17 protein-coding genes are annotated in these 21,859 nt (G+C 29.9%); 3 read left to right on the top strand and 14 right to left on the bottom strand.

Annotation, left to right across the window (positions count from 1 at the left end; translation table 11 throughout):
• Positions 1-435: 435 nt before the first annotated feature.
• The gene (locus tag ACU68W_RS07310; protein WP_094223666.1) at positions 436-1,143 is read right to left on the bottom strand and encodes a hypothetical protein; all 708 of its coding nucleotides are present in this window, start codon (positions 1,141-1,143) and stop codon (positions 436-438) included.
• A 197-nt stretch (positions 1,144-1,340) separates the two neighbouring features.
• Positions 1,341-2,153 carry a J domain-containing protein gene (locus tag ACU68W_RS07305; RefSeq protein WP_094207416.1) on the bottom strand — a complete coding sequence of 271 codons (813 nt, stop codon included), beginning with the start codon at positions 2,151-2,153 and terminating at the stop codon, positions 1,341-1,343.
• Positions 2,154-2,232: 79 nt separating this feature from the next.
• Here ACU68W_RS07305 and ACU68W_RS07300 point away from each other — a divergent pair, with 79 nt between their 5' ends.
• Positions 2,233-3,141, top strand: coding sequence for an AAA family ATPase (locus ACU68W_RS07300; protein ID WP_094223667.1), 909 nt, complete (start codon positions 2,233-2,235; stop codon positions 3,139-3,141).
• Positions 3,141-4,826, top strand: coding sequence for a hypothetical protein (locus ACU68W_RS07295; protein ID WP_094223668.1), 1,686 nt, complete (start codon positions 3,141-3,143; stop codon positions 4,824-4,826). The genes ACU68W_RS07300 and ACU68W_RS07295 overlap by 1 nt, the downstream gene beginning before the upstream one ends.
• A gap of 48 nt (positions 4,827-4,874) precedes the next feature.
• Here ACU68W_RS07295 and nrdG read toward each other — a convergent pair whose 3' ends face one another.
• From nrdG to ftsE, 8 genes are all read right to left on the bottom strand, one after another.
• Positions 4,875-5,375, bottom strand: a complete 501-nt coding sequence (nrdG, locus tag ACU68W_RS07290; protein ID WP_094208906.1) for an anaerobic ribonucleoside-triphosphate reductase activating protein — start codon at positions 5,373-5,375, stop codon at positions 4,875-4,877.
• Entirely contained in the window at positions 5,375-7,498 is a 2,124-nt protein-coding gene (gene nrdD, locus ACU68W_RS07285) for an anaerobic ribonucleoside-triphosphate reductase (protein WP_094223669.1), read from the bottom strand. Before nrdD ends, nrdG begins: the two co-directional genes overlap by 1 nt.
• A 237-nt stretch (positions 7,499-7,735) precedes the next feature.
• Positions 7,736-8,695: a polysaccharide deacetylase family protein gene (locus ACU68W_RS07280; RefSeq protein ID WP_316523701.1), complete on the bottom strand. Its 960-nt coding sequence runs from the start codon at positions 8,693-8,695 to the stop codon at positions 7,736-7,738.
• Between the two features lie 8 nt (positions 8,696-8,703).
• Positions 8,704-9,879 carry a S41 family peptidase gene (locus tag ACU68W_RS07275; protein WP_446756338.1) on the bottom strand — a complete coding sequence of 392 codons (1,176 nt, stop codon included), beginning with the start codon at positions 9,877-9,879 and terminating at the stop codon, positions 8,704-8,706.
• Positions 9,880-10,022: 143 nt separating this feature from the next.
• Complete coding sequence (locus ACU68W_RS07270) at positions 10,023-11,474, bottom strand: peptidase S41 (RefSeq protein ID WP_446756337.1); 1,452 nt, start codon at positions 11,472-11,474, stop codon at positions 10,023-10,025.
• A gap of 155 nt (positions 11,475-11,629) precedes the next feature.
• Positions 11,630-12,853, bottom strand: a complete 1,224-nt coding sequence (locus ACU68W_RS07265; RefSeq protein WP_094208910.1) for a murein hydrolase activator EnvC family protein — start codon at positions 12,851-12,853, stop codon at positions 11,630-11,632.
• Positions 12,854-12,863: 10 nt separating this feature from the next.
• Positions 12,864-13,757: a permease-like cell division protein FtsX gene (gene ftsX / locus ACU68W_RS07260; protein ID WP_094223673.1), complete on the bottom strand. Its 894-nt coding sequence runs from the start codon at positions 13,755-13,757 to the stop codon at positions 12,864-12,866.
• A complete protein-coding gene (gene ftsE / locus ACU68W_RS07255) occupies positions 13,744-14,427 on the bottom strand; it encodes a cell division ATP-binding protein FtsE (protein WP_094223674.1) in 684 nt (227 codons plus the stop codon). Before ftsE ends, ftsX begins: the two co-directional genes overlap by 14 nt.
• A 99-nt stretch (positions 14,428-14,526) precedes the next feature.
• Here ftsE and ACU68W_RS07250 point away from each other — a divergent pair, with 99 nt between their 5' ends.
• On the top strand, positions 14,527-15,060 hold the full coding sequence (locus ACU68W_RS07250) for a 5-formyltetrahydrofolate cyclo-ligase (RefSeq protein ID WP_094223675.1): 534 nt from the start codon (positions 14,527-14,529) through the stop codon (positions 15,058-15,060).
• A 141-nt stretch (positions 15,061-15,201) separates the two neighbouring features.
• Here the strand turns inward: ACU68W_RS07250 and ACU68W_RS07245 are convergent, their stop codons facing one another.
• The 4 genes from ACU68W_RS07245 to ACU68W_RS07230 all read right to left on the bottom strand — a co-directional run bounded on the left by ACU68W_RS07245 (position 15,202) and on the right by ACU68W_RS07230 (position 21,859).
• Positions 15,202-16,050 (bottom strand): ATP-binding cassette domain-containing protein, encoded by an 849-nt coding sequence (locus tag ACU68W_RS07245; protein WP_094223676.1) that lies wholly within the window; start codon positions 16,048-16,050, stop codon positions 15,202-15,204.
• Positions 16,051-18,474, bottom strand: a complete 2,424-nt coding sequence (locus ACU68W_RS07240; protein ID WP_094223677.1) for a hypothetical protein — start codon at positions 18,472-18,474, stop codon at positions 16,051-16,053. It lies immediately after the preceding gene.
• Positions 18,475-18,630: 156 nt separating this feature from the next.
• Positions 18,631-20,124 carry a S41 family peptidase gene (locus ACU68W_RS07235; protein WP_094223678.1) on the bottom strand — a complete coding sequence of 498 codons (1,494 nt, stop codon included), beginning with the start codon at positions 20,122-20,124 and terminating at the stop codon, positions 18,631-18,633.
• A gap of 58 nt (positions 20,125-20,182) precedes the next feature.
• Positions 20,183-21,859 (bottom strand): S41 family peptidase, encoded by a 1,677-nt coding sequence (locus ACU68W_RS07230; protein WP_446756336.1) that lies wholly within the window; start codon positions 21,857-21,859, stop codon positions 20,183-20,185.

Here is a 21,859-nt window from a genome sequence, read left to right as displayed (position 1 = left end):
CTATTGATTTGATTCCACCTGATTCACCTGATAAGTATTCTAGTACTAATTTTATTTTAAATTCTTTTGTGTATTTTGGCATACAAAAACCCCTCCATCCGTATTCCGGATTTTGGGGTTCAGGTCATTTTTGAAGTGTCTACCTATTAAATATTCAAATTTTATTGGAAGTATCTTTATATCTTCACTTTTCAAGGATAAATCGTCGTATCAAAGCTCATTCATAAGTAGTAAATTAGTAGTAAATTGAGTGGTTTTGACCTTGATAAAGTGTGATAAGTCCAGTTTTTATGCGGATAACTAGATTTTTATGCTATTTTTAAATGAAAAATAGATTTTTAAAAATTTAGACAAAGTTTTGCTTTTTGTGATTAAAATTTTAAAATTTTTTCAATACAAAATGCTGCACTTTTTATTGTGCAGCACCTAAATATTTTATTTCATTGAATTTACTATTTGTTTCATATTGTCAACTGTTGTTCTACCTGTCAATGTATATCTAATTCCATCAGCTACAAAAACAGCTATCTTTTTAGATACGAAATCTTGTGGTTGATTACCGTCATTTTTTTCTTCAATTAAATTAACCTTATATCCTTGTTCTGAAACAAATTGCTCTACGAAACTATACATTCCCAAATAATCCGTAGTCCATACATTGTTTAGCTGAGTTTGACTTAAAATTATATCCGTTTGTAATGATATTGGAGATTTGTACAAGTTTCCTTCGTCATAACTATAAAATCCTTCTTCATTATATGAATAGTTTGATGTGTCTCCAATAATATAATTATCACACTTGATTATCGCATAATCTTTATTATCAGTTTCAACATCTGAAATCATATACTTCTCGTCTTTTGAAAGTTCACTATTTAAAAAGGAAACTCCCAATTGTTCTTGTATTTGTTTGTAATTCATTCTAGAAATAGATTGTGATTTAATACTTTTTTCTATATTTTTTATTTGTTTTGTTATCTTCATAGAATCTAATTCAGGCAATTCTAATTCATTAACTTTGGATTGTTCATTAACTAATTTAACCGCATAAACTGTTGGACTAAACACAATTGCAAAAACAACCATACATAAAACAATAGTTAATTTTTTTGTTGATTTTTCTCTACCATTATAATTTTTCATTTTAATTTCCTTTCATTTTTTCATTTTCATTGTTAAATTATATAACAATGTTGAGCATTTTGTTTTTTCTTAAACTTCATTATTGATTATATTATTTATGTTGTATTTACTTTAATTTATAGCATTTCTCGTAATGTGTCAAGGCTTTTTTTAAGTTTCCCCAATAAAAAACTGGGAGATATTCTCCCAGCGATAAACTATTTTTTGTTTTTGATTCTATTGTATCTTTCTATGTTTTGTTCATTGGACAAAAAGTCGTATGCGTTGTTAACTTCTTGGAACTTAGCAGTTGCATCAGCTGCCTTGTTTATATCAGGGTGATATTTCTTGGCAAGTTTTCTGTAATTCAATTTGATTTCGTACTTGTCTGCGTTGTATCCAACTCCCAATGTGTCGCAATGTTGTTCGTAAGTTCTAACGAAATCGTCCACTGGATTTTGGTATTGATTTTGATATCCATATCCTTGTTGACCATAACCTTGGTTGTATCCACCGTATTGACCTTGTTGTTGGTAATACCCGAAATCATCGAAGCCAAATCCGTTTTGATTGAACCATTCGTTAAATCTTCTAGTCCATTCTTCTTGTTCACGTCTTTGTCGTTCTTCACGCGCTTTTCTTTCTTCTTCTTGTTTGTTGAAGATGTATTTTTTCTTGTAATCAGAATAAGAAGTGTATTTTGTTTGTGAATTATTGAGATAATAATCCCCGTATCCAAGTAGGAATTCAACCATAGAATATTTTACATATTTTAGATAATTGACAAATCCTTTACCCAAAATAGGAAATATCGTTATGAACAAAACCGTAAATGTAATCCATTTGTATTTGAAAAATATATAAGGAAAGAACAATATAAATATACAACCGAAGGATAATATGGATCCTAGTACATACCTAAATCCCACAGTTAAATTAACCAATGTTTCTATAAATGCTATTAAAAATCCGAAAAATCCATCTAAAAATTTCGCAAATCCTTTTACGAAACCTCCCCATGCTTTCTTCATTTATTCACCTACTTCCAATTTCTTTTAATTTATTATATCATACTAATGTCACAATTAGATGAATAATGAAAGAGGTAATATGATTAATTTACTTGAATCACAAAATATAAATAAAAATTTAATAAAAGATGTAGAAAAGTTTTTGAAGAATAATGATGTAGATGATAAATTCAAATCTAGAATTCCCAAACCACGATTTAATTATTATGGAAAAGAAGTTTTGGAAATGGCTATAACTAGCATTTTAGAATCTAACAATTTGTTATTAGTTGGCCCTAAGGCTACTGGAAAGAATATTTTATGCGATAATTTGGCGTATATTTTCCAAAGACCACAATGGAATATTTCTTTTCATGTGAACACGGATTCAGAAAGTTTGATTGGAATGGATACTTTGAAAAACGATGAGGTTATTTTCAGAGCTGGTCCTGTACTTGAATCTTCATTAAATGGTGGTTTCTGTGTTTTTGATGAGATTAATATGGCAAAAAACGACTCTGTTGCGATTATGCACTCCGTGTTGGATTACCGTAGAATTATCGACATTCCCGGTTTTGAAAAAGTAGACATCCACGATAAAACAAGATTCTTAGCTACAATGAATTACGGATACGCTGGTACTCGTGAAATCAATGAAGCGTTGTTGTCCAGATTTTTTGTCATAGATATGCCAAAAACAGACGAAAAAACTTTGAACAAGATACTTTCAGAAGAATTTTCATTGACAGACACCGCTCAAAAAATGTTCGTGAGATTTTTTATGGATTTACAAGAAAAAAGTTTGAATTCTGAAATTTCTGGAAGATGTATCGACTTGCGTGGTTTGTTATCTTCAATCCATGCTATGAAAAGAGGTTTGAGCGTTAAATCAAGCTTAAAACTTGGAATTGTCAATAAAACATTTGATGAATTTGAAAAAACAATCGTGCAAGATATTATCGATACTATATTTAAGGACGATTTAAAACCGGAAGAGATATTTGAATAATGGAAGATTCAAGGTCCAAAAATCTATTTTGGTTGTTGAGTGAAGATTACAACATTAACCCTAATTTAGATTTTATTACAAAAGAAAATGTCAATTCAGAGATTTTTCAGACTGCGCTTTTTGGATTTGCCCACAGATTTTACGATATGAATTCCGTTATGAAAATAATTGATAATGTGTCAAACAAAATGGATATTTTTACGATTTTGATGATAATTTTAGACAACAATCTAAAAGATAAAATGTTAAATGAAAGAAATGGGCTTGAGGATTTTGACAGGTTACAGAAATTATACTATTCTGACAAGTATTATAGTTCCAATCCCAAAAACATTTCTGAAGAATTGGAAAAATATCATTACACTGATAAGCCTTGGACAACTACAAAATCCATCAGAGAAATCTTGATGTTGACTAAAACAAAGTGCAATGATAGCTTATCTTTGATAAATCTGTTGATTGAGATTATAAATAAATATTTCTACTCATATAAAGATATTAGCAATAATGATAATTTCGAAAAGATAAAAAAACAAGTCAAACCAGTTATCCAGAAAACCAATCAGAAAATTATAACAAAACAAGAAAATGTATCTCAACTTGAAAAATATTCCATTGGATCACAAGAATTTACTGAAGATTTGTACAAATTATTGGAAGATGAGGATGTCGACAACGACTCTTCCACTCAAAAAACTTCCCGTACTAAGGATGTTCATCAAAATATCGAAAGATTGTACGGAAAAAGTATTGTTGATCAATCTATTTTGAATTCTTTGAAAAATAAACTGTCTACCGATATTCATTCTGATATAAATTTTCACATAGTGAATGCCAATTCCACTAGAATTGAAAACTACAGAACGAATCTTTTGGTAGAATCTTACAATGAGAATATTAAACATTTCGGGAAAAATATCCTCATTTACAATCGCCAAGTCAATGTTTTAAGTGAAATGCTGAAACTTGCTCTTTTCAAAAATGAAGATGATGATGTTAGAAGGTCGACGTTCGGAACTATCGATATCAAAAGAGCATGGCGTCACACCAAACTAAACGACAATAAAATTTTTAACAAAATCTACAAAAACGAAAACAGTCCAATGTCTGTTGATTTATTGCTGGATATGTCTGCGAGTCAAAGTGAGAAGAAGGAAATTATAGCAGCACAAGCTTATGTTATAGCGAAAGCATTAAGTGATTTGTCCATAAAAGTTCGTGTACTTGGTTTTCAAAATATGTACGATTATTTGATAATTACAAAATTCAAAGACTACGACGAGCAAAACTGCAAAAATATTTTTCATTATCATCCAGAAGGCTCAAACAGAGACGGATTGGCACTCAAATTTATGAGAAATATTATGACGGAACAAATGGAGTCCAAACTTTTGATAATGCTAACAGATGGTAAGCCCAACAATATTGTAAATCTCAATTTTGTTGGCAAAACCAGATTTAAAGCAGAAGATTACGTCGGAGAATTGGCAGTAAAAGACAGCGCAAAAGAAGTATTCTTGACTAGAATGCAAAAAATAAAATTACTAGGTGTGTTCACTGGATCACAAGACGATTTGACTTTTGAGAAAGAAATCTTCACTAATGATTTCTGCTACATTAAATCTCCTGAAATGTTTAGCAAAACCGTCGGCTCATTTATCAAAAATATAATATCTAATATGTAATTAATTGCAAAACAAAACCGTTAGAACCAGCTGATTCTAACGGTTTATTTATAATTTATTTTCATCAACTAATATGATATCATCCATTGTGGTCTTGTTCAAATCAATCAATCTTTGATTTGAAGATCCACGAAACTTCAATCTCAAATCTTTTAATTCTTCTACGAATCTTCCATCAACAAGTACATCGCACATGTCCAATAGTTTTTTGCAGTTTTGTTTTTGAGAAAGTGTTTCGTAAGTGTATCCCGAAAAAATCCAGATACTTTTGTTCGTATTTTCTCTGATTTTTCCCACAATTTCTATCAAATCATCGCATGATTCGAATGGTTCTCCACCTAAAATTGTGAGTCCATCAATTTCTTCTTGGTTCAAATAATCTATTACTTGATTTGTTTGCGTATCGGTCCATTTTTCTCCAAAATTGGGATCTTGGTATTCTTTGTTAAAACAATTCTTGCAATTGAGGCTGCATCCTGTTACAAAAAACGTGCATCTAATTCCAGGGCCGTTTGCCACATCGTATTGTCTGATTTGTGCGTAATTCATTAAATGTGTAATACCCTATCTTTGATTTCTTTTGTTCTTCCTTCGTTCCAGAAGTTTTCTCCAAGATATCCACAAGTTCTTCTAACAACATTCATCGTAGCATGGTCTTTGTTTCCGCATTGTGGGCATTGCCAATCACCATCTTCGTTGATTGTAATTTCTCCATCGAAACCACAGTTTTGACAATAGTCGCTTTTTGTGTTGAATTCTGCGTATTGAATATTATCGTAAATGTATTTGACAAGAGTTTCCAAAGCTTTCAAATTCTTGCTCATGTTTGGAATTTCTACATAAGAAATACATCCGCCTGATGATTTGTCTTGGAATTTCGATTCAAACGAGAACTTTTCAAAAGCAGATATTTCTTCTCTTACATCAACGTGGAATGAATTTGTGTAGTAACCTTTATCTGTGATGTTTTCGATTACTCCGAATCTTTCCCTGTCTATACTATTAAATCTGTGGGTTAGACTTTCTGCTGGAGTTCCATACAATGCAAATCCTAGATTAGTTTCCTTTTTCCATTGTTTTATTTTTTCATTCATGATATCCATTATTTTCATTGCAAATTCTTTGCCTTTTGGATTTGTGTGGCTTTCACCAATTGTTAGTAGCGTTGCTTCGTAAATTCCAATATAACCCAAAGTCACAGTCGCATATCCACCTATCAACAAATCTTTGATTGGTGTGTGTGGTTTAAGTCTCGCGATAGCTCCGTGTTGCCAATGAATTGGAGAAGAATCGCTAGTGACATCTTTTAGTAAATCGTAACGCAATACTCCTGCACGTTTGCACATTTCTAATCTTTTATCTAATATTTCGAAGAATTTGTCTTCGTCGCCATCTGCCAAAATTCCGATTTGTGGTAAATTAATCGTAACAACTCCGATATTAAATCTACCTTCAAATTGATAGTTTCCATGTTCATCTTTCCATGGAGACAAGAACGCTCTGCATCCCATTGGACTGAACACATTTCCTTCGTAGTTTTCTCTCATTTTCTTAGCCGAAATGTAATCAGGATACATTCTCTTAGCAGTACAACGAATTGCAAGTGAAGTCAAATGATAAAATTCGCTGTCCTTGTGAATGTTGTTTTCATCCAAAACGTAAATTAACTTAGGGAATGCTGGTGTAACATACACTCCTGCTTCATTTTTAATTCCTTGGATTCTTTGCTTCAAAATTTCTTCTATTATCTTTGCAGTTTCTTCCTTGTATTCATCGTGATCTTCAATAAACATAAACAAAGTCACAAATGGAGCTTGTCCATTGGAAGTCATCAATGTATTGATTTGATATTGGATTGTTTGAATTCCCGATTCCAAATCTTTTTGAGTCATCTTATCTGCCATTTTTTCAGCCATATCGATGTCTCCAAGAGTTTCAATACACAAATTCAAATTCTTTTCGTAAGATTTTCTCAAATACTTTGACAAACATCTAATATCGATACTTTGACCACCGTATTGATTACTTGCTATTTGCGCGATTATTTGAGTCATTACATTACAAGCAACTTGGAATGATTTTGGCGATTCGATTAATTTGCCATTTACAACAGTTCCTTTGTCAAGCATATCTTTCATATTTACAAGACAACAGTTAAACATAGGTTGAATTATGTAATCCATATCGTGAAGGTGAATTGCTCCTTCATCGTGAGCTTGAAGCAAATCTTGTGGAATAAGTTTTCTTCTAGCAATATCCTTGCTAACTTCACCAGCGATTAAATCTCTTTGAGTAGAAGCTATCACAGCGTTTTTGTTGGAGTTTTCTTCTAACAAATCCTTGTTACTTTCTTCCAATAAACCGATTATACTTTCATCAGTCGTGTTAGTTTCTCTTTTATATTTTTGTACGGCTTTATAGTTTTCGTATGCTCTTGCCGTAGCGGGATTGTTGTACTGAATTAACTTATAATACACTTGGTCTTCGATATCGGTAATACTCAAAACTTTTCCAATCGTTTTGGCATATCCTTCAATTTCTTTGGCGATTTTTTCAGCCAAATTTTCCTCGTAAATTCCTGTACTACTATTCATAGCTTTTTCTATCGCAACGACAATTTTTTTAGCATCAAATTCAACTTGTCGTCCGTCTCTTTTTTCTACAGTTAGCATTTGCAATCCCTCTTCTCTTTCCTTTTTTTATAAGATTAAATTATTTTTTTACTATTTCCTAATACTGCTTTATTATATCAAATACTACAGATAGTATCAATATGTGGGTTTTTGATTTTTATTCATACTATATATAGTTAGTAGGATTTAAAACATTAAAAAAGCACCTTATCAAAAAGGTGCTCTGCATAATAATTTAATTGTGGCAAATTTAAGCTAATATTTATAATTTTAAAATTATTTTAAAATTCCAAATTCATATCCCTTATCTTTAAAATTTTTAATAATTGCTGAAAGTGAATCAACAGTTAGTTGTTTTCCTGGTGCATCGTGACACAAAACTACAACTAAATCTTGCTCAGCTTGATAAGTTAATGAAGTATTAGCAAATTCAACCATACCTTCTATAGTCGTCGGTCTTCTGCTTTTTGGTTCAGCATCTCCAACTAAACTGTTCCAATCAATCCAGTGAATGCCCAAAGATTCTAATGCATCATCGCCTGGCTTTAATTGTTGCCAACTCATGTGTCCGCCCGGATATCTCCACACACTTGTTTTAAAATCAGGACCAAGTACATCTTGCAATGCTTTTTGTGCCATTTCAGCTTCTTTTTTAATTCTATCAGCGTTTGCAACTCTTCCTGGATATAATTTTGAATAATCGTGTTCAAAAGAGTGAAGAGCAATTGCATGACCTTCATTTAATTGGCGTTCCAAAATATCTTTTGTATCTTGTGAAACATGTTTACCAACTACAAAAAATGTAGCAGGAACATTTTCTTTCTTTAATACATCCAAAACTTGTGGAGTTATGCTGTGATTTGGACCATCATCAAAAGTCAAGAAACAAATTTTTTTGTTGTCAGTGTTTTTAACATAGCCCTCAGATTTTGTTGGTCTAATAAATTGACTAATTGTTTTGGCATCATAAGCATAAGAATCTGCTTTTAAAATATGATTTGAACCCTTCATTAATTTATTCGGATCTTGTTTTGGCTCTTCTTTTTTCTCTGCGTTTTTTTTGTTCGATTTCTTAGAAGAATTCTCAGCTACTTTTGGATTAAGACTTTGTTCGCTGTTGGCTACTTTTACTGCAACAAAACTTCCTACAGCCAATACAAAAATCAAAAGAACTATTGAATTAATTATTTTTTTTCTTCTCTTGCGTTTTCTTCTCGCTTCTCTTTCTTCTCTCATAATTTCTCCTATTTCTTATTTAAAATCTCCAAAGCTTTTTGAAGTTGGTTATCTTCTTTCATAAACTCAACTCCGATACCCTTAGCTTTTTCATCTAATTTGATTTCAACATCTGGTTTAACACCTTGTTTGTGAATTTTGTTGCCATTTGGTGAAAAATACTCGCTAATAGTAAGCTTCAACCCTTCGCCTTTTTCCATAGGAATAATAGTTTGAACGATACCTTTTCCAAATGTTTTCTCTCCCACAATCGTAGCTTTCTTGTAATCCTTCAAAGCCCCCGTCAAAATTTCAGATGCAGAAGCACTTGAACCATTCACAAGAACTACCATTGGTAGATTTTGTTCCGAAGAATCACTCTTTTGGACATCTTCTTTTTTATTCTTATCTACAGTCTTAACTATTACTCCTTGTGGAAGAAGATAGTCTGCTATTTTAACCGTAGAATCCAACAAACCACCAGGGTTGTTACGCAAATCCAAAACAATTGATTTCACATTTTGCTTTTTCAAATTTTCGTATTGTTCGATAAACTCCTTGTCAGTTTTCCTGTCAAATTGAGTTATATTGATATATCCTATGTCTCCAATTTTTTTAGAATTAACAGTAGTCAGACTAATCATACGACGCGTAATATTTACATCGAAAATCTTACTAGTTTTGTTCTCCATTCTGGCAATAGTAAGCTTAACATCTGTGTTAGGTTTACCCTTCATAACTTTTACAGCATCATTCATTTGTGATGCATTGTAATCCTTGCCGTTAATTTTAAGTATAATATCATCTTTTTTGATGCCTTTTTCAAAAGCTGGACTACCTTTGATAGCACTAACAACAGTTATAGCACCAGTTTCAGAAGGAGTGACCACAATTCCAACACCTGCATATTCTCCCTCAGTTTGTTGATTCAAACTATCCATCTCTTCCTTAGTCAAAAACTCAGAATAAGGATCTCCCAAAGCTTTTACATAGCCTTCCACAGCTCCTTCTTGTTGCTTGTTCTTGTCTATATCAAAAAGATAATATTGGTCAATCAAGTTTTCAATCTTATTGATCTTCGCTAATGGAATACCATTTTCATTGGCAATCGCTGTTCTTTTTCCTGTAGCATTTCCTACAGAAAAACTTAGATACACCAATAAGCAAAGCCCCAATCCAATAAAAACTTTTTTAAATGTTTTCATAAATCACCTCTAACTAATATATAGTATAACAGATTAACGATTTTTTGTATTAAAATTGAGTTACAATTTGTCTAAGATTATTGTGCTTTTAATTAAAAAAATATCCTCTTTTAATAAATAAAAGAAGATATTAATTACATTATTTAATTATTAATTGCGTAATTCATAACCCTGTCATTGCCAATGGCATAATCTTGGATTTGATTTTCGATAAACATATCTGGATACCACGTTGATCCATCTCTTTTATTAAGATTGGAACAGTGTACTGTGTCTTCTAATGTATAATCGTATCTTCTGACTCCACTTGATTTTTTGACAAATAATTTACTATTTCCTAAATACATAATACTTGACGATTCTGTCGTCCAACCAGAAGGTCCTCCAGTATTTTCCCCAATTATCTGAAGATTATCAAGATTTCTCTTAACTCCGTCTACGAAAAAGGATCCAGCAGAGTAATTTTCTGATCCAGTTAATAATTTTATTTCCAATTTAGGATTCAATAGTTGATATCTTTTCAGTGCCAATTCAAGTTCTTTTGCATGTGTTGGCCAACCACCTGTGTTGTATCTTACATCTACAATTATTTTTTCTATATTATTTTGTGAAACATCTTTATCCATTTTTTCTATCATATTTTCCAAGATGTTATCTTTATCGGTATTATAACAATTGTTGTATTGTATGATTAAGTTAGTATCATTAATATAATAATAAAATGGTTTCATTTTCATGTATCTCATCTTGTCATTTTTTGTGAATTTATTTTTTGTGATATCTGTCATATCATATAAGATTTGAGAAAAATCTGTATTTTCATAACTATATTTGTTTATTTTAAAATCTGGCAAATCTATCATTTTGATTTTTTTATTAAGCTTTTTGCCATCAGTTTCTATTTGTAATTTTACTTCTCCATTTTTAATTATATTTTCTTTTTCTAGTGCATCTCCATAATATAAATAAAAATCTTTTATTATCGTATTTTTGAAATATTTATTTTCTGCTGAAGTGTATTTATATAATCTTTCTGTTATATCCTTGGTATCAATATCGGCAAATTTTATTATCTTAGAATATAATAAATCTTCGTATTCAGGTGTTGTATTAATTATGTAATAATCTCCATTTATAATTCTAATCTTAATTGGCATACAGCTTTTGCCTATTCCATACATAGCTGAAGTATGTCCATCATGAGTGTTTGCAATTAATTTTGCAAAATCTAAGTTTAAATCAGAAACCGTTTTATTGTCCGATGTTTTCAATAGCTCGTCACCAAGTTTTTCTATTTCTTCTCTTGTAGAATTTCCTAAATAAGCTTGCCATTCCAAATAATAATTTATAAAATTTTTCATATCTTTTTCATACTCAGATTTCGTAAGTACTCTGTTTAATTCAATTTTTCCCAATTGTTTAACTCTTAAATCATCAAGATTGTGCTCTTCTAAATTTAAATTAAGTTCTATTGGTATTGTAAGAATTTCATTATCCAATTCATTCTTTGCAAATCCTCGTGTTTGTGTATTTAATGCAAGAATGCACGTTAGTAAGAATAAAATTATTTTTTGACTTCTCTTTGTTTTTTTCATTTTATTTCCTCTTAAATATTGTCAATCGTTTTCTACAATTCCATCTTACAAATAAAACACTTAATTGTCAAACATTTGGTTATATATTTTTTCAAATATTTTTAGATGATTTATTGCATTAAAAAAACTAAGTTATTGCTAACTTAGTTTCATAATTATCTTAGATAGTTTAATGGATCAGTGTGTTGACCATTGAATCTAACTTCGAAATGAAGATGAGGTCCTGTTGAATATCCAGTTGATCCTATATATGCGATTAATTGTCCACGTTTTACTCGTTGACCTACACTACAATTAAATCCACTCAAGTGTCCATAATATGTCAATGCTCCATTATCATGTTGAACTTTCACAAGATTTCCGTAGCCACCGCTCCATCCAACATGAACTACAACTCCATCTTCTGCAGATATGACATTTGTTCCCATTGGTGCTGAAATGTCTAATCCCGTGTGAAATCCCGATCCTCTTCCGAATGGATCGCTTCTCCATCCATAAAAAGAAGTCATTCTGTGAGATGATGGTACCGGCCATTGTAAGTATGCTCCGTCGTTATTGATGACTGGTGCTGAAATATTAGTATTGATTGCCTTGTTTCTTTGCGCCATTTCACGTCTTCTTTTTTCAGCTTGAGCTCTTTGTGCGGCAAGTAATTTTGCTTGTAGAATAGCCTTTTTTTCTTGGTCGATTTTGCCGTCAATTTTTTCAAGCTCTTTAATTAATGAAGATATTTCTGATTCAGTCATGGTTACATTTTTTGAAATATCGTCGATTAACTTTTGTTGTTCAGCCAAAGTATCATTTAATGCTACGACTTTTAATTCCAAATTCTTTTTTACAATTTCCATTGTTTGCATTTTGGATTTTAGTTCGTCTTCTTTGTAATCTAATGAAATTTTTTCGTGTTTTAAATCATTCAATAGATTTTTGTCAAACCTAGCAATGTAATTCATCAAACTTACGTTGTTCAATAAATCGTTCAAATTTCCAGATCCGAAAAGCACATCGACCTTTGCGCCGTCTTTTGATATGTACATTCCTTTTAATCTTTTTTGAAATTCTTTTGTTTTTTGGCTGATACTAGATTTGTAATTTTCGATTTCTTTTTTAGTGTCATCTATTGATTTATTAATTTTTGCCAATTCTTGTTGTTGAATAGCAAGTTCTGACTGAGTTTGAGTTAATTTTAAATTGATATTCTTCAACTTTTCCAACTCATCATTCTTGTCATCTTTTAATTTATTTAGGTTGGATTTAGATTCGTTTAAATCCGAAGTTTTTGCTTTTTTTTCGTTATTTAATTCGGTTAATTTGTCTGCATACACTGCATTAGTCATAAGCATCATACACAAGGCTAATGCGACAATTTTCTTCTTCATAATTCCTTCCTTATATTTTGAGATATTTTTTGCTACTTAATACGGAACCGAATGCTCCAATTCCAATGCCTAGACTGATAAAAATCTTCAATAAATCCCACCTAATCATCACTGGTGGAACCAAATATGTTGATATCAATCCATACACAGTCTTATTATACCTCAAATATCCATATCTGTACAAGTAATAACAAGCCAAAAACGCAACCACAGCGCCAATTATTCCAAAAAATATTCCCTCAACAACAAGCGGTGCAGATATTACCAAATTCGATGCACCAATATTTTTCTTAATGGCAATTTCTTTTCTTCTGGCATACACAGTTAATCTAATCGTATTTGAAATATTTATTATCGAAATCATCACTAATATTGCAACTACGATTGATCCAGCGTATTTTACAATTCTAGATGCATTTGAAATTTTCGCAATTAAATCCTTGTAAAAACTTACCTTTTCAACACCGTCTATTTTTTGAAATTCTCTGACGTATTGTTCAGCGTCGTTTACATCCTTCAATGTAACTTCAAATGATGCAGGAAAAGCTGATTCCATTCCTTCAATCAAAGTTTTATCATCTAAAGACTTTGAGAAATTCTCCATAGCTTGTTTGTTGGAAACATACTTCAAATCCTTAATTCCATCTTTTTGTTTGATAAACTGTTCAATCTTTTTCGTCTTATCCTCTTGAATTCCATTTTCCAAGTACACATTGACAAGATTAACTTTTCCTTCGATGTCTTTAACAGCTTGATTCATTGTCAACATAGATATAATTACAGATCCCAAAATCAAAAGCGCCAGAGATATCGTCGTCAAAGATGCAAGTCCCATCGATCTGTTTTTCCAAATACCTACAAATCCTTCCTTCAAAGTGGATATCATAACTCTAATTCTTCTCATACATTCCACCTTCTTCATCTCTAACAATAATTCCTTTGTCCAATTGAATCACTCTTTTTTGTAATTTATTCACAATATCTTTCTCGTGAGTTATCATCAAAACAGTCGTGCCACGTTCATTAATTCTAACCAAAGCATTCGCTATGTCCATGCTAGTCACTGGATCCAAATTTCCCGTAGGTTCGTCTGCAATAAGTAGTTTTGGTTTATTAACCATTGAACGCGCAATGCACACTCTTTGCATTTCCCCACCGGATAATTCGTGTGGATATGCAGTCTTTTTGTCTTTCAAATTTACCAAATCAAGCACAGTATCAATCGTAGATTTTATTTCTGAAGAGCTTTTCCCCAAAATTTGCATAACGTATTTGATGTTTTGGTACACAGTCTTATTCTCCAATAATTTAAAATCTTGAAACACCATTCCTATACTTTGTCTTAATTTAGGAACCTTTCGTGCTTTTAATCTGGTTATGTCTTCACCGTAAAGGTAAATCTTACCCCTATCTGGATCTATTTCTTTAAGTATAAGTTTAGTAATAGTTGATTTACCCGCACCACTTGGGCCAATCAAAAAAACAAATTCACCTTGTTCAATTTTAAAATTGCAATCGTTTAGTGCGCACACTTTATTTTTATATGTCTTATCGACATGAACGAATTCTAACATTTTTCACCTCGTAAACCTAATTATATCACAGTCTTTTCTAATTTTTAAACAACTGGATATTTAAATCTTTTTAGGGTATATATATTTTAGGTGATGAAAATGAACAAAAAAGAAATTAGAAAACAAATGTTAAAACAAAGAGACTCCATCTCCGACAAACAAAAAGTCGACGATGAACTCTTAAAGGAATTGGAAAACTTAAAAGAATTCAAAAATTCCGAAAACTTTTTTGTATATGTAAGCTTTGGATCTGAGTTTAACACTCATAAGCTCATAAAAGATTTGTTGGAACAAGGAAAAAAAGTATACGTTCCCTATGTAAAATCAAAAGGACATATGATTGCTGTAGAAATCAAAAGCATGGACGATTTGGCTCCTGGAGCTTACGGAATCCTAGAACCCAAAAATCCAGTTGAATCAGACGTTAAATTTGATTTCATGCTAGTACCTGGATTATGCTTCGACAAAAACAAATACAGAATCGGCTACGGCGGAGGATTCTACGACAGATTCATCGACAAAATAGGCGAAGATTCTTACAAAGTTTCCATAGTCTACGATTTCCAATTAGTTGTTGATTTAAATCCAGAAGAGTTTGACAGACCAGTTGACAAATTAATAATTCAAAAATAAATATCTACAAGCAAAAAGACCACAAAATTGAATTTCAATTCATGTGGTCTTTATTCTTATAAATATCATGAATAAGAACATCCAATCAACCAAACTTATAATTAAGTTTCTTGAAAATATCCTTAAACTTTCATGTGTAAATTATATTTTAAACAATTCCATGTATCTTTCTTGAGAAGATTTTGATTTCTTGTCTATACTATAAATATTTACATCCAATTGCGATAAAATATTCAAAATTGATTTAATATTTTCATCTTTTAGTATAATCAATTTATTTTCGTATTCATATCCGTTGTTCATCAAAGTTTTTTTGACAAGTTCATCATTAGAAGTTGAGAGATTCAAATATTTTACAGATTCTAGTTTTTCTTCCAAGATTTTCTTATCCTTCAAGAACAAAATATCACGGCTTATATCATCCAAATCATTCAACCCATGACTTGATATAATAATTCCTACATTTTGTTTGGCAATCTCTTTCAATAAATTCTTCGTTTTTATAACACTTGTTGGATCCAAACCATTTAACGGTTCATCTAACAAAACATAATCATTTCCTGGCAAGAAAGACATTGCAAGCATTAACTTTTTCTTCATCCCTAATGAATACTCTCCAACCCTTTTATTTACAAATCCTTCTATTTCAAATTTATTGCAAATATTTTTCACATCTTCTGTAGATTTTTTATAGGCATTTTTGATTAATTCCAAGTAATCTTTTCCCTTCATGTTAAAATCCAAGATAGTTTCATCTCTGAAAAAAGTTAACTTATTGAAGATTTTTTCATCATCATACTGTTCATTATCTATTACTATTTTACCACCATCTATTTTTATGGAATTGGATATGCTATTCATCAATGTCGTTTTTCCCGATCCATTTGGTCCAACCAACGCTTTAATCTGTCCTTTTTCCAATCCAAAATTGACTTTATCTAAAATAGTTTTACCATTGTATTTCTTTTCTAAATCAATAACTTGTAACATTTATTTCCTCTTTTCTTCAAATTTCTTCTTGCTAATAAAATACAATACTACAGCCCAGAAAATATTAGATATCACACCATACGTGAAATTTAAATATCCATTTTGTTGATGAAATGACATAAATCCATTCGCTACACCCGAACTATCAATATAAGATAAGGGCAAAAATGCTGGAACGAATTTCACAATGTACGGTAATCCTATTGATAAAATTACAATCATTGCAATAACCAAATTGGACATTTTATTGTCTATAAATAGTTTTGTAAGGTTTATAACCATTGATATACAAGCACACACTAGTATAGACAATATCACACTCTTGATAATAAATTCCCTGTATCTCATAACTTCTGCACTAAACATTATGTTTGATATTCTCATTGTTGGAAGTTGTGAATTACCAATTCCACCAATTATTGTTCCAATTGCAAATATAATTGCCAAAACAATCAAGAATCCAATTATCGTGCTGAAAATACTTGATATTACATTTCGTCTAAAAATAGAATTTTTGTTAATTGGCGTTAGTTTTTGTATTTCTATAATCTTCTTATTTCGAGATAGCAAACTTCCAAACATACAAGCAGACAATAATGTAACAATAATATTGAATTTTGTGTAGAACAAATCATACAAGAGATTTATTCCTGTAATACCCTCACTACTTCCATTAAACAAATATGAAAATATCCTGTCTTTTATCTTCAAATATTTAACTCCATCTTCAGGATTGTAATCCACATTATATATTCCATCGTATAATCTATTAGAAGGAATTACTTTCATCTTTTTTAATATTTCAAGTTTATCGTACATATATCGTTTTGTGTACATACTCAATGAATCACTCTTATCCATATATCCACTACTTTGATCAAACCTCAAATCTCCTGATGTAAATTTATCTTGATAAAAATTGTAGAATTTATCGGGATTTTTTTCTTTATTAATATATACCCTGTATTCTTTAATTCCGCTTTCAAATTCTTTTTCAAAATTTTCAAGATTTTGATTAATCTCCGCCTCTGTCATATATGGATCATTTAAAATCTTCGCCTTATAAGACTGACCAAAAGCTAAGTAGTTCTTGTAAACTTGCTCTCCTTCTTCACGTAATTTATTGTATTTTTCGGTTTTAAAAGCCGTAAATAACGAAAACAAACCAACTGTTATTAAAATAAACACAACCATTCGCTTGGAAATTATATTAGTTAACACCAACCCCTTCACACTAGTCGTGTCAACTTTTCTGTAGGATAGTTTTTCTTTTTTCGCTCTATCCTTGACACTGAAACAGCAAACTAAAAGAATTATATCTACCAACAACAAGCATACCATTTGCATCCAAGAAAAATATTTAGTTATGAATAGTGGATTGAATCTGTGATTGAACAGTAACAAATCACCAACAAAACCACCAATAACAATAATAGAACAAATCATTTCCATTGTTTTTGATGTGAAAATTTTCTTAACAAATGATAATATTCCAAATACAAAAGTAGAAGATAAAACCAAAGTTACAATTGATCGCAACAAGATTTCGTAAGATTTCAAATACTCTAACTTTACAAATCCTAAGTTCTGTTTTTCAGTTAAGAATTTGTATCTTTCAAGTACAGATATGTGATGATAATTAAATTTACCGAATCCATACAGAAATACTGTGCTAATTAACAATAAGAATAATAAAACTGACACAATATACATAATGTAAATTAATAAACTCATAAAAAATCTATTCTTTGTAATTAAGATGTTTTTAAATGGTAACTTCTTCAACACATCATCATTTTCCAAGGATATGATTAGAAATATAGCTAAAAATATCGCCGGAACTGCACCAAATAAAACATACGACTGTTTCGAAATAATCGCAGCAAAATTCAACTGTTTATACTCATTTATAACTCCATTTGTTTTTGTCGAATTATCAGAATTTCTGTATTTAATAAAACTAATGTAGTCCTTATCTTGTTTTATCTTTTTGTATTCAGTATGAGAATCCAATTCATCTAAAAGTTCTAAAACGTTTCGCTCGTGAGTATAGATTGCTTTGGCATCGTATTTTCTGCTGTATTGTTCAAATGATGACTTGTTCGTATTTGTCGACATAAAATTATCTATCTCATACAAATTATCCGATAACTTTCCATAATATTTTAATTCTGTGTCATATATTTTTTCGTTTTCTTCAACGCTTAACTTTGGATTTATCTTATTGCCACTTCTTTTGTTTTTCAAAAAATAAGCAATCAAACTATCAGTACTGGATTCCATTTCTTTTATTCTATCTAGCTCATAATATGTTGACTTTTGCATTTGTATGAAAAGAGTCGCAAAGCACATTATTAACGATAATAAAATCACGAAAAAATATGTTTTGTTTCTGATTAGTTTTTTATGTAAATATTTAAGCATAGTTTCCTCCTGCAAAGTATTAATAATATGTACGATATCATATTACTGAATGTAAACACAAGTATATATGAAATAATATAAAAACAAATTAAGTTTGTAAGGTTTACAATAATTATTTATTTTTTTTTATATTTTATCATATTTGCTCCTATATGTCTAGTTGAATATATCCTTTATCCTATCAATAAGTGAATTATTTCCTTCATCTCTAAGTGCATAATTCATCGCAGGGTCATTTCCTATCATGTAATCTGCAAATGATTGCTCTGCACGAAAGTCCGGTGTCATCATGTTTTCATTAAAGTCGTAATTTCTGTAATTATGATTGCATACATCCTCCAATGTGTAATCATTAAAAAAAACTGTTTTACAGTAAGTGGATATAATATACGTATCTTTCAAATAAAAAGTATTCATATTTCCACTTCCAGTATTTATTGGAAATCCCCCATTCTCTCCAATTACTTCAACATCATCTATATATCTAAGAATATGTAGTGAATTGTCCCCAGCTGATGAATAAGTGCTTTTCCCTATTAATACTTTAATATTAGATCTATATATTTCTCTATTATAAGCTTTCACTTTTAATATTATAGGTATTAGTAATCTTGAATCTCCTCCTGTATTATATCTTAAGTCAAATATAATATTCTTATACTTATGCGAATCTAACTTCTGAAAAATCTCTTTAGTAAATTCATCTATTTTATATTTATCATTTTCGGTACATGAATTATATCTTATTATCAGATTATCGCCTTTTCCCTCAGTATAAAAAAGCTTATCTGTGAAATAAGTTTTATTTAGTGGTTTTATTTTTTCAAAGTTATTAAAATATTTTTGCGAAATATTTGGAAAGACTATATCATTCCCACTATCCATAATTACTTGTGTAACGCTTTTATTTTTAGTATTTTTAACCGGTAATTTGTATGTTGTAATCTTTCCACTGTTTATAGTAATTTTAATTTCATTTGAATTTACAATTTTTTCTTTTTCTAATATATTGTAACAATTCATGTAATTAATGGTTTTTATATTTTTGAATGTATCATTCTCATAAGATACGTATTTTGATACTTTATCTTTTATTTCTTGAATAGGTATGTTGTTTATTTTTAATATTTCACTACCTAATAACTCAGAATATTCCTTTTCGCTAGCAATTATATAATATTTGTTTTTATAACTTCCTATTATTATTGGAAGATACTTATCATTAGAAGTATTGTATGTAGTAATATGCCCTTGCTTATAATTAGTCATTATTTTCATAAGTTCCAATTGCAAGTCTTCTATTGTGTGACCTTCTGGTTTCTCCAATAATTCATTGAATTTTCTTGTAATTTCTTCTTTGTTTCCCAATTCATAAAAACATTGATTTTCATTCATAAAATCTCGTACTGCTTTTACTTGATTAATAAATTTTTCTTGTGTCAATTCTTTTTTGTAATCAATATTTATATTGTCGATTTTTTTATATTTGTTTAAAATAAGATATTCGTACATATCATCTGGGTTACTCTCGACTATGAAATCTTTATAATTAAAAGATGTCATAGTTATAATTAAAATTATAGCTATGAACATTTTTAATATACTATTTGATCCTGATCCATGATTTCTTACATCCATAAGTACCTTCATAATTTTTTCCTCCTATTAAAAGAGAATTCTATTCTTCAACTACATATTTTTATTTCTATTATTTAAAAATTTGTTTTATCTTATTAATCAAAGAACTTTCTCCTTCATCTCTAAGTGCATAATTCATCGCAGGGTCATTCCCTATCATATAATCTGAAAATGATTGTTCTGCATAGAAATCTGGTGTGAGCATATCATTCTTGTAATCATAATTTTTGTAATTATGCTTAAATACGTCTTCCTTTTCGTAATTTTGACTTACTAATATTTTTCCGTACTGACAATAAGCTTTTAGATTTTTTATGTATAATAAGCTATCACTTCCAGTTGTATTTTTAATAGTAAATCCTGAACCCGTGCCTATTATTTCAACATTATTCAACTTTCTCATTGTTTCTATTGTCGCAAATCCCGCTGCCGAATATGACTTATTACTTATCAATATTTTTATTTTTATATTTGGACATCTTCTTTGATATAATAATATCTCTCTTATTATATTATGGTAGATTAAAGTGCTCCCTCCTCCATTAAATCTCAAATCAACAATTATTTTAGAAGGCTTGTTTTTATATAATTTTTCATTTATTTCTTTAGTAAAATTATATATACTATATTCTGTATTCTCAAGGCATGCATTATAATAAATTATTAAATCTTTGTTTTTTATTTCAGAATAAAAATTCCTTTCAGTTAAATTTATTATATCTAGTGGTCTGACACTAACAAAATTAGGATTTTTCGTTATTTTTAAAATTTCAGACATATTAAAAAAATAAAAGTCTGTATATTTAGAAATTATTTTACCAAATTCCCAATTTTCATATTTAGTGGGTATTATATTTTTATAAAATATTTTCCCGTTTTTTTCTAATTTAAGTTTTATTACTTGATTATTTACTATACCTTCTCTTTTTAAATTATCCACTATTCTTATATTACTAATTATATTTGTTCTTGATAAATTCTTATTTTCACTTTGAAAATATTTGGATACTTTAGTTTCAACATCTCCAATTGAAGTATTATTTATTGACAAAAGTTTACTTCCAAGCATATCACTATTTTTATTTTCACATTTACTTATATAATATCCATCTGGAAACATCATTAAATCAATCGGTAATAATTCAGTAAAATATCCTGATCCAAATCCAAGATGTCCTTGCTTTAAACTTGATATTAGAACCCTTAAATCCAATAGAGTATCTATTATCGTGTGTTCTTTTTTATTTTTAATGAATTTATCGCATTCTTTTGAAAATTCTTCCCTAGAAGTTTTATTAAAAATCACATGATTTTCTTTCAAATAATTTTCTACATCTTTTATAGTCTTTTCGTACTCTTCTTGTGAGATTTTAGTTTTCAAATCAACAGTAATTTTGTCTTCTAAATTGATATTTCCTTTTTCAATATTTTCACGTATATATTCAGGTACTTCTTGTACATTATTCGAATAAGTAAATCCAGTAGTAGTTATGATTATTATCATAACTACTACTAATTTGTTAAGAAATCTTTTAAACATTTGAACTATTTTTCGGATCATATCCAAATACCTTAACAGTCCAGCAGAATGATATCGGTACATAAAATTTCCGCAACTATTTGAACCACAAGGATTGTTATTTACACAACCACCTTTGTTTATGCTACATCCTCCACTAGCTGTTGAACACGGACTACTACTATTTGTTCCTGCTCCATGATTTCTTCCATCCATAAATACCTTCAT

The sequence above is a fragment of the Finegoldia sp. P2-F-LR genome, from assembly GCF_052932265.1.
This window is presented reverse-complemented; position numbering and strand designations above follow the sequence as displayed.

What these genes read in the sequence shown, in the direction of transcription:
- ACU68W_RS07310 (WP_094223666.1), bottom strand. Translation starts at nt 1,143, where the DNA reads ATGAAAAATTATAATGGTAGAGAAAAATCAACAAAAAAATTAACTATT.
- ACU68W_RS07305 (WP_094207416.1), bottom strand. Translation starts at nt 2,153, where the DNA reads ATGAAGAAAGCATGGGGAGGTTTCGTAAAAGGATTTGCGAAATTTTTA.
- ACU68W_RS07300 (WP_094223667.1), top strand. Translation starts at nt 2,233, where the DNA reads ATGATTAATTTACTTGAATCACAAAATATAAATAAAAATTTAATAAAA.
- ACU68W_RS07295 (WP_094223668.1), top strand. Translation starts at nt 3,141, where the DNA reads ATGGAAGATTCAAGGTCCAAAAATCTATTTTGGTTGTTGAGTGAAGAT.
- nrdG (WP_094208906.1), bottom strand. Translation starts at nt 5,375, where the DNA reads ATGAATTACGCACAAATCAGACAATACGATGTGGCAAACGGCCCTGGA.
- nrdD (WP_094223669.1), bottom strand. Translation starts at nt 7,498, where the DNA reads ATGCTAACTGTAGAAAAAAGAGACGGACGACAAGTTGAATTTGATGCT.
- ACU68W_RS07280 (WP_316523701.1), bottom strand. Translation starts at nt 8,695, where the DNA reads ATGAGAGAAGAAAGAGAAGCGAGAAGAAAACGCAAGAGAAGAAAAAAA.
- ACU68W_RS07275 (WP_446756338.1), bottom strand. Translation starts at nt 9,879, where the DNA reads ATGAAAACATTTAAAAAAGTTTTTATTGGATTGGGGCTTTGCTTATTG.
- ACU68W_RS07270 (WP_446756337.1), bottom strand. Translation starts at nt 11,474, where the DNA reads ATGAAAAAAACAAAGAGAAGTCAAAAAATAATTTTATTCTTACTAACG.
- ACU68W_RS07265 (WP_094208910.1), bottom strand. Translation starts at nt 12,853, where the DNA reads ATGAAGAAGAAAATTGTCGCATTAGCCTTGTGTATGATGCTTATGACT.
- ftsX (WP_094223673.1), bottom strand. Translation starts at nt 13,757, where the DNA reads ATGAGAAGAATTAGAGTTATGATATCCACTTTGAAGGAAGGATTTGTA.
- ftsE (WP_094223674.1), bottom strand. Translation starts at nt 14,427, where the DNA reads ATGTTAGAATTCGTTCATGTCGATAAGACATATAAAAATAAAGTGTGC.
- ACU68W_RS07250 (WP_094223675.1), top strand. Translation starts at nt 14,527, where the DNA reads ATGAACAAAAAAGAAATTAGAAAACAAATGTTAAAACAAAGAGACTCC.
- ACU68W_RS07245 (WP_094223676.1), bottom strand. Translation starts at nt 16,050, where the DNA reads ATGTTACAAGTTATTGATTTAGAAAAGAAATACAATGGTAAAACTATT.
- ACU68W_RS07240 (WP_094223677.1), bottom strand. Translation starts at nt 18,474, where the DNA reads ATGCTTAAATATTTACATAAAAAACTAATCAGAAACAAAACATATTTT.
- ACU68W_RS07235 (WP_094223678.1), bottom strand. Translation starts at nt 20,124, where the DNA reads ATGAAGGTACTTATGGATGTAAGAAATCATGGATCAGGATCAAATAGT.
- ACU68W_RS07230 (WP_446756336.1), bottom strand. Translation starts at nt 21,859, where the DNA reads ATGAAGGTATTTATGGATGGAAGAAATCATGGAGCAGGAACAAATAGT.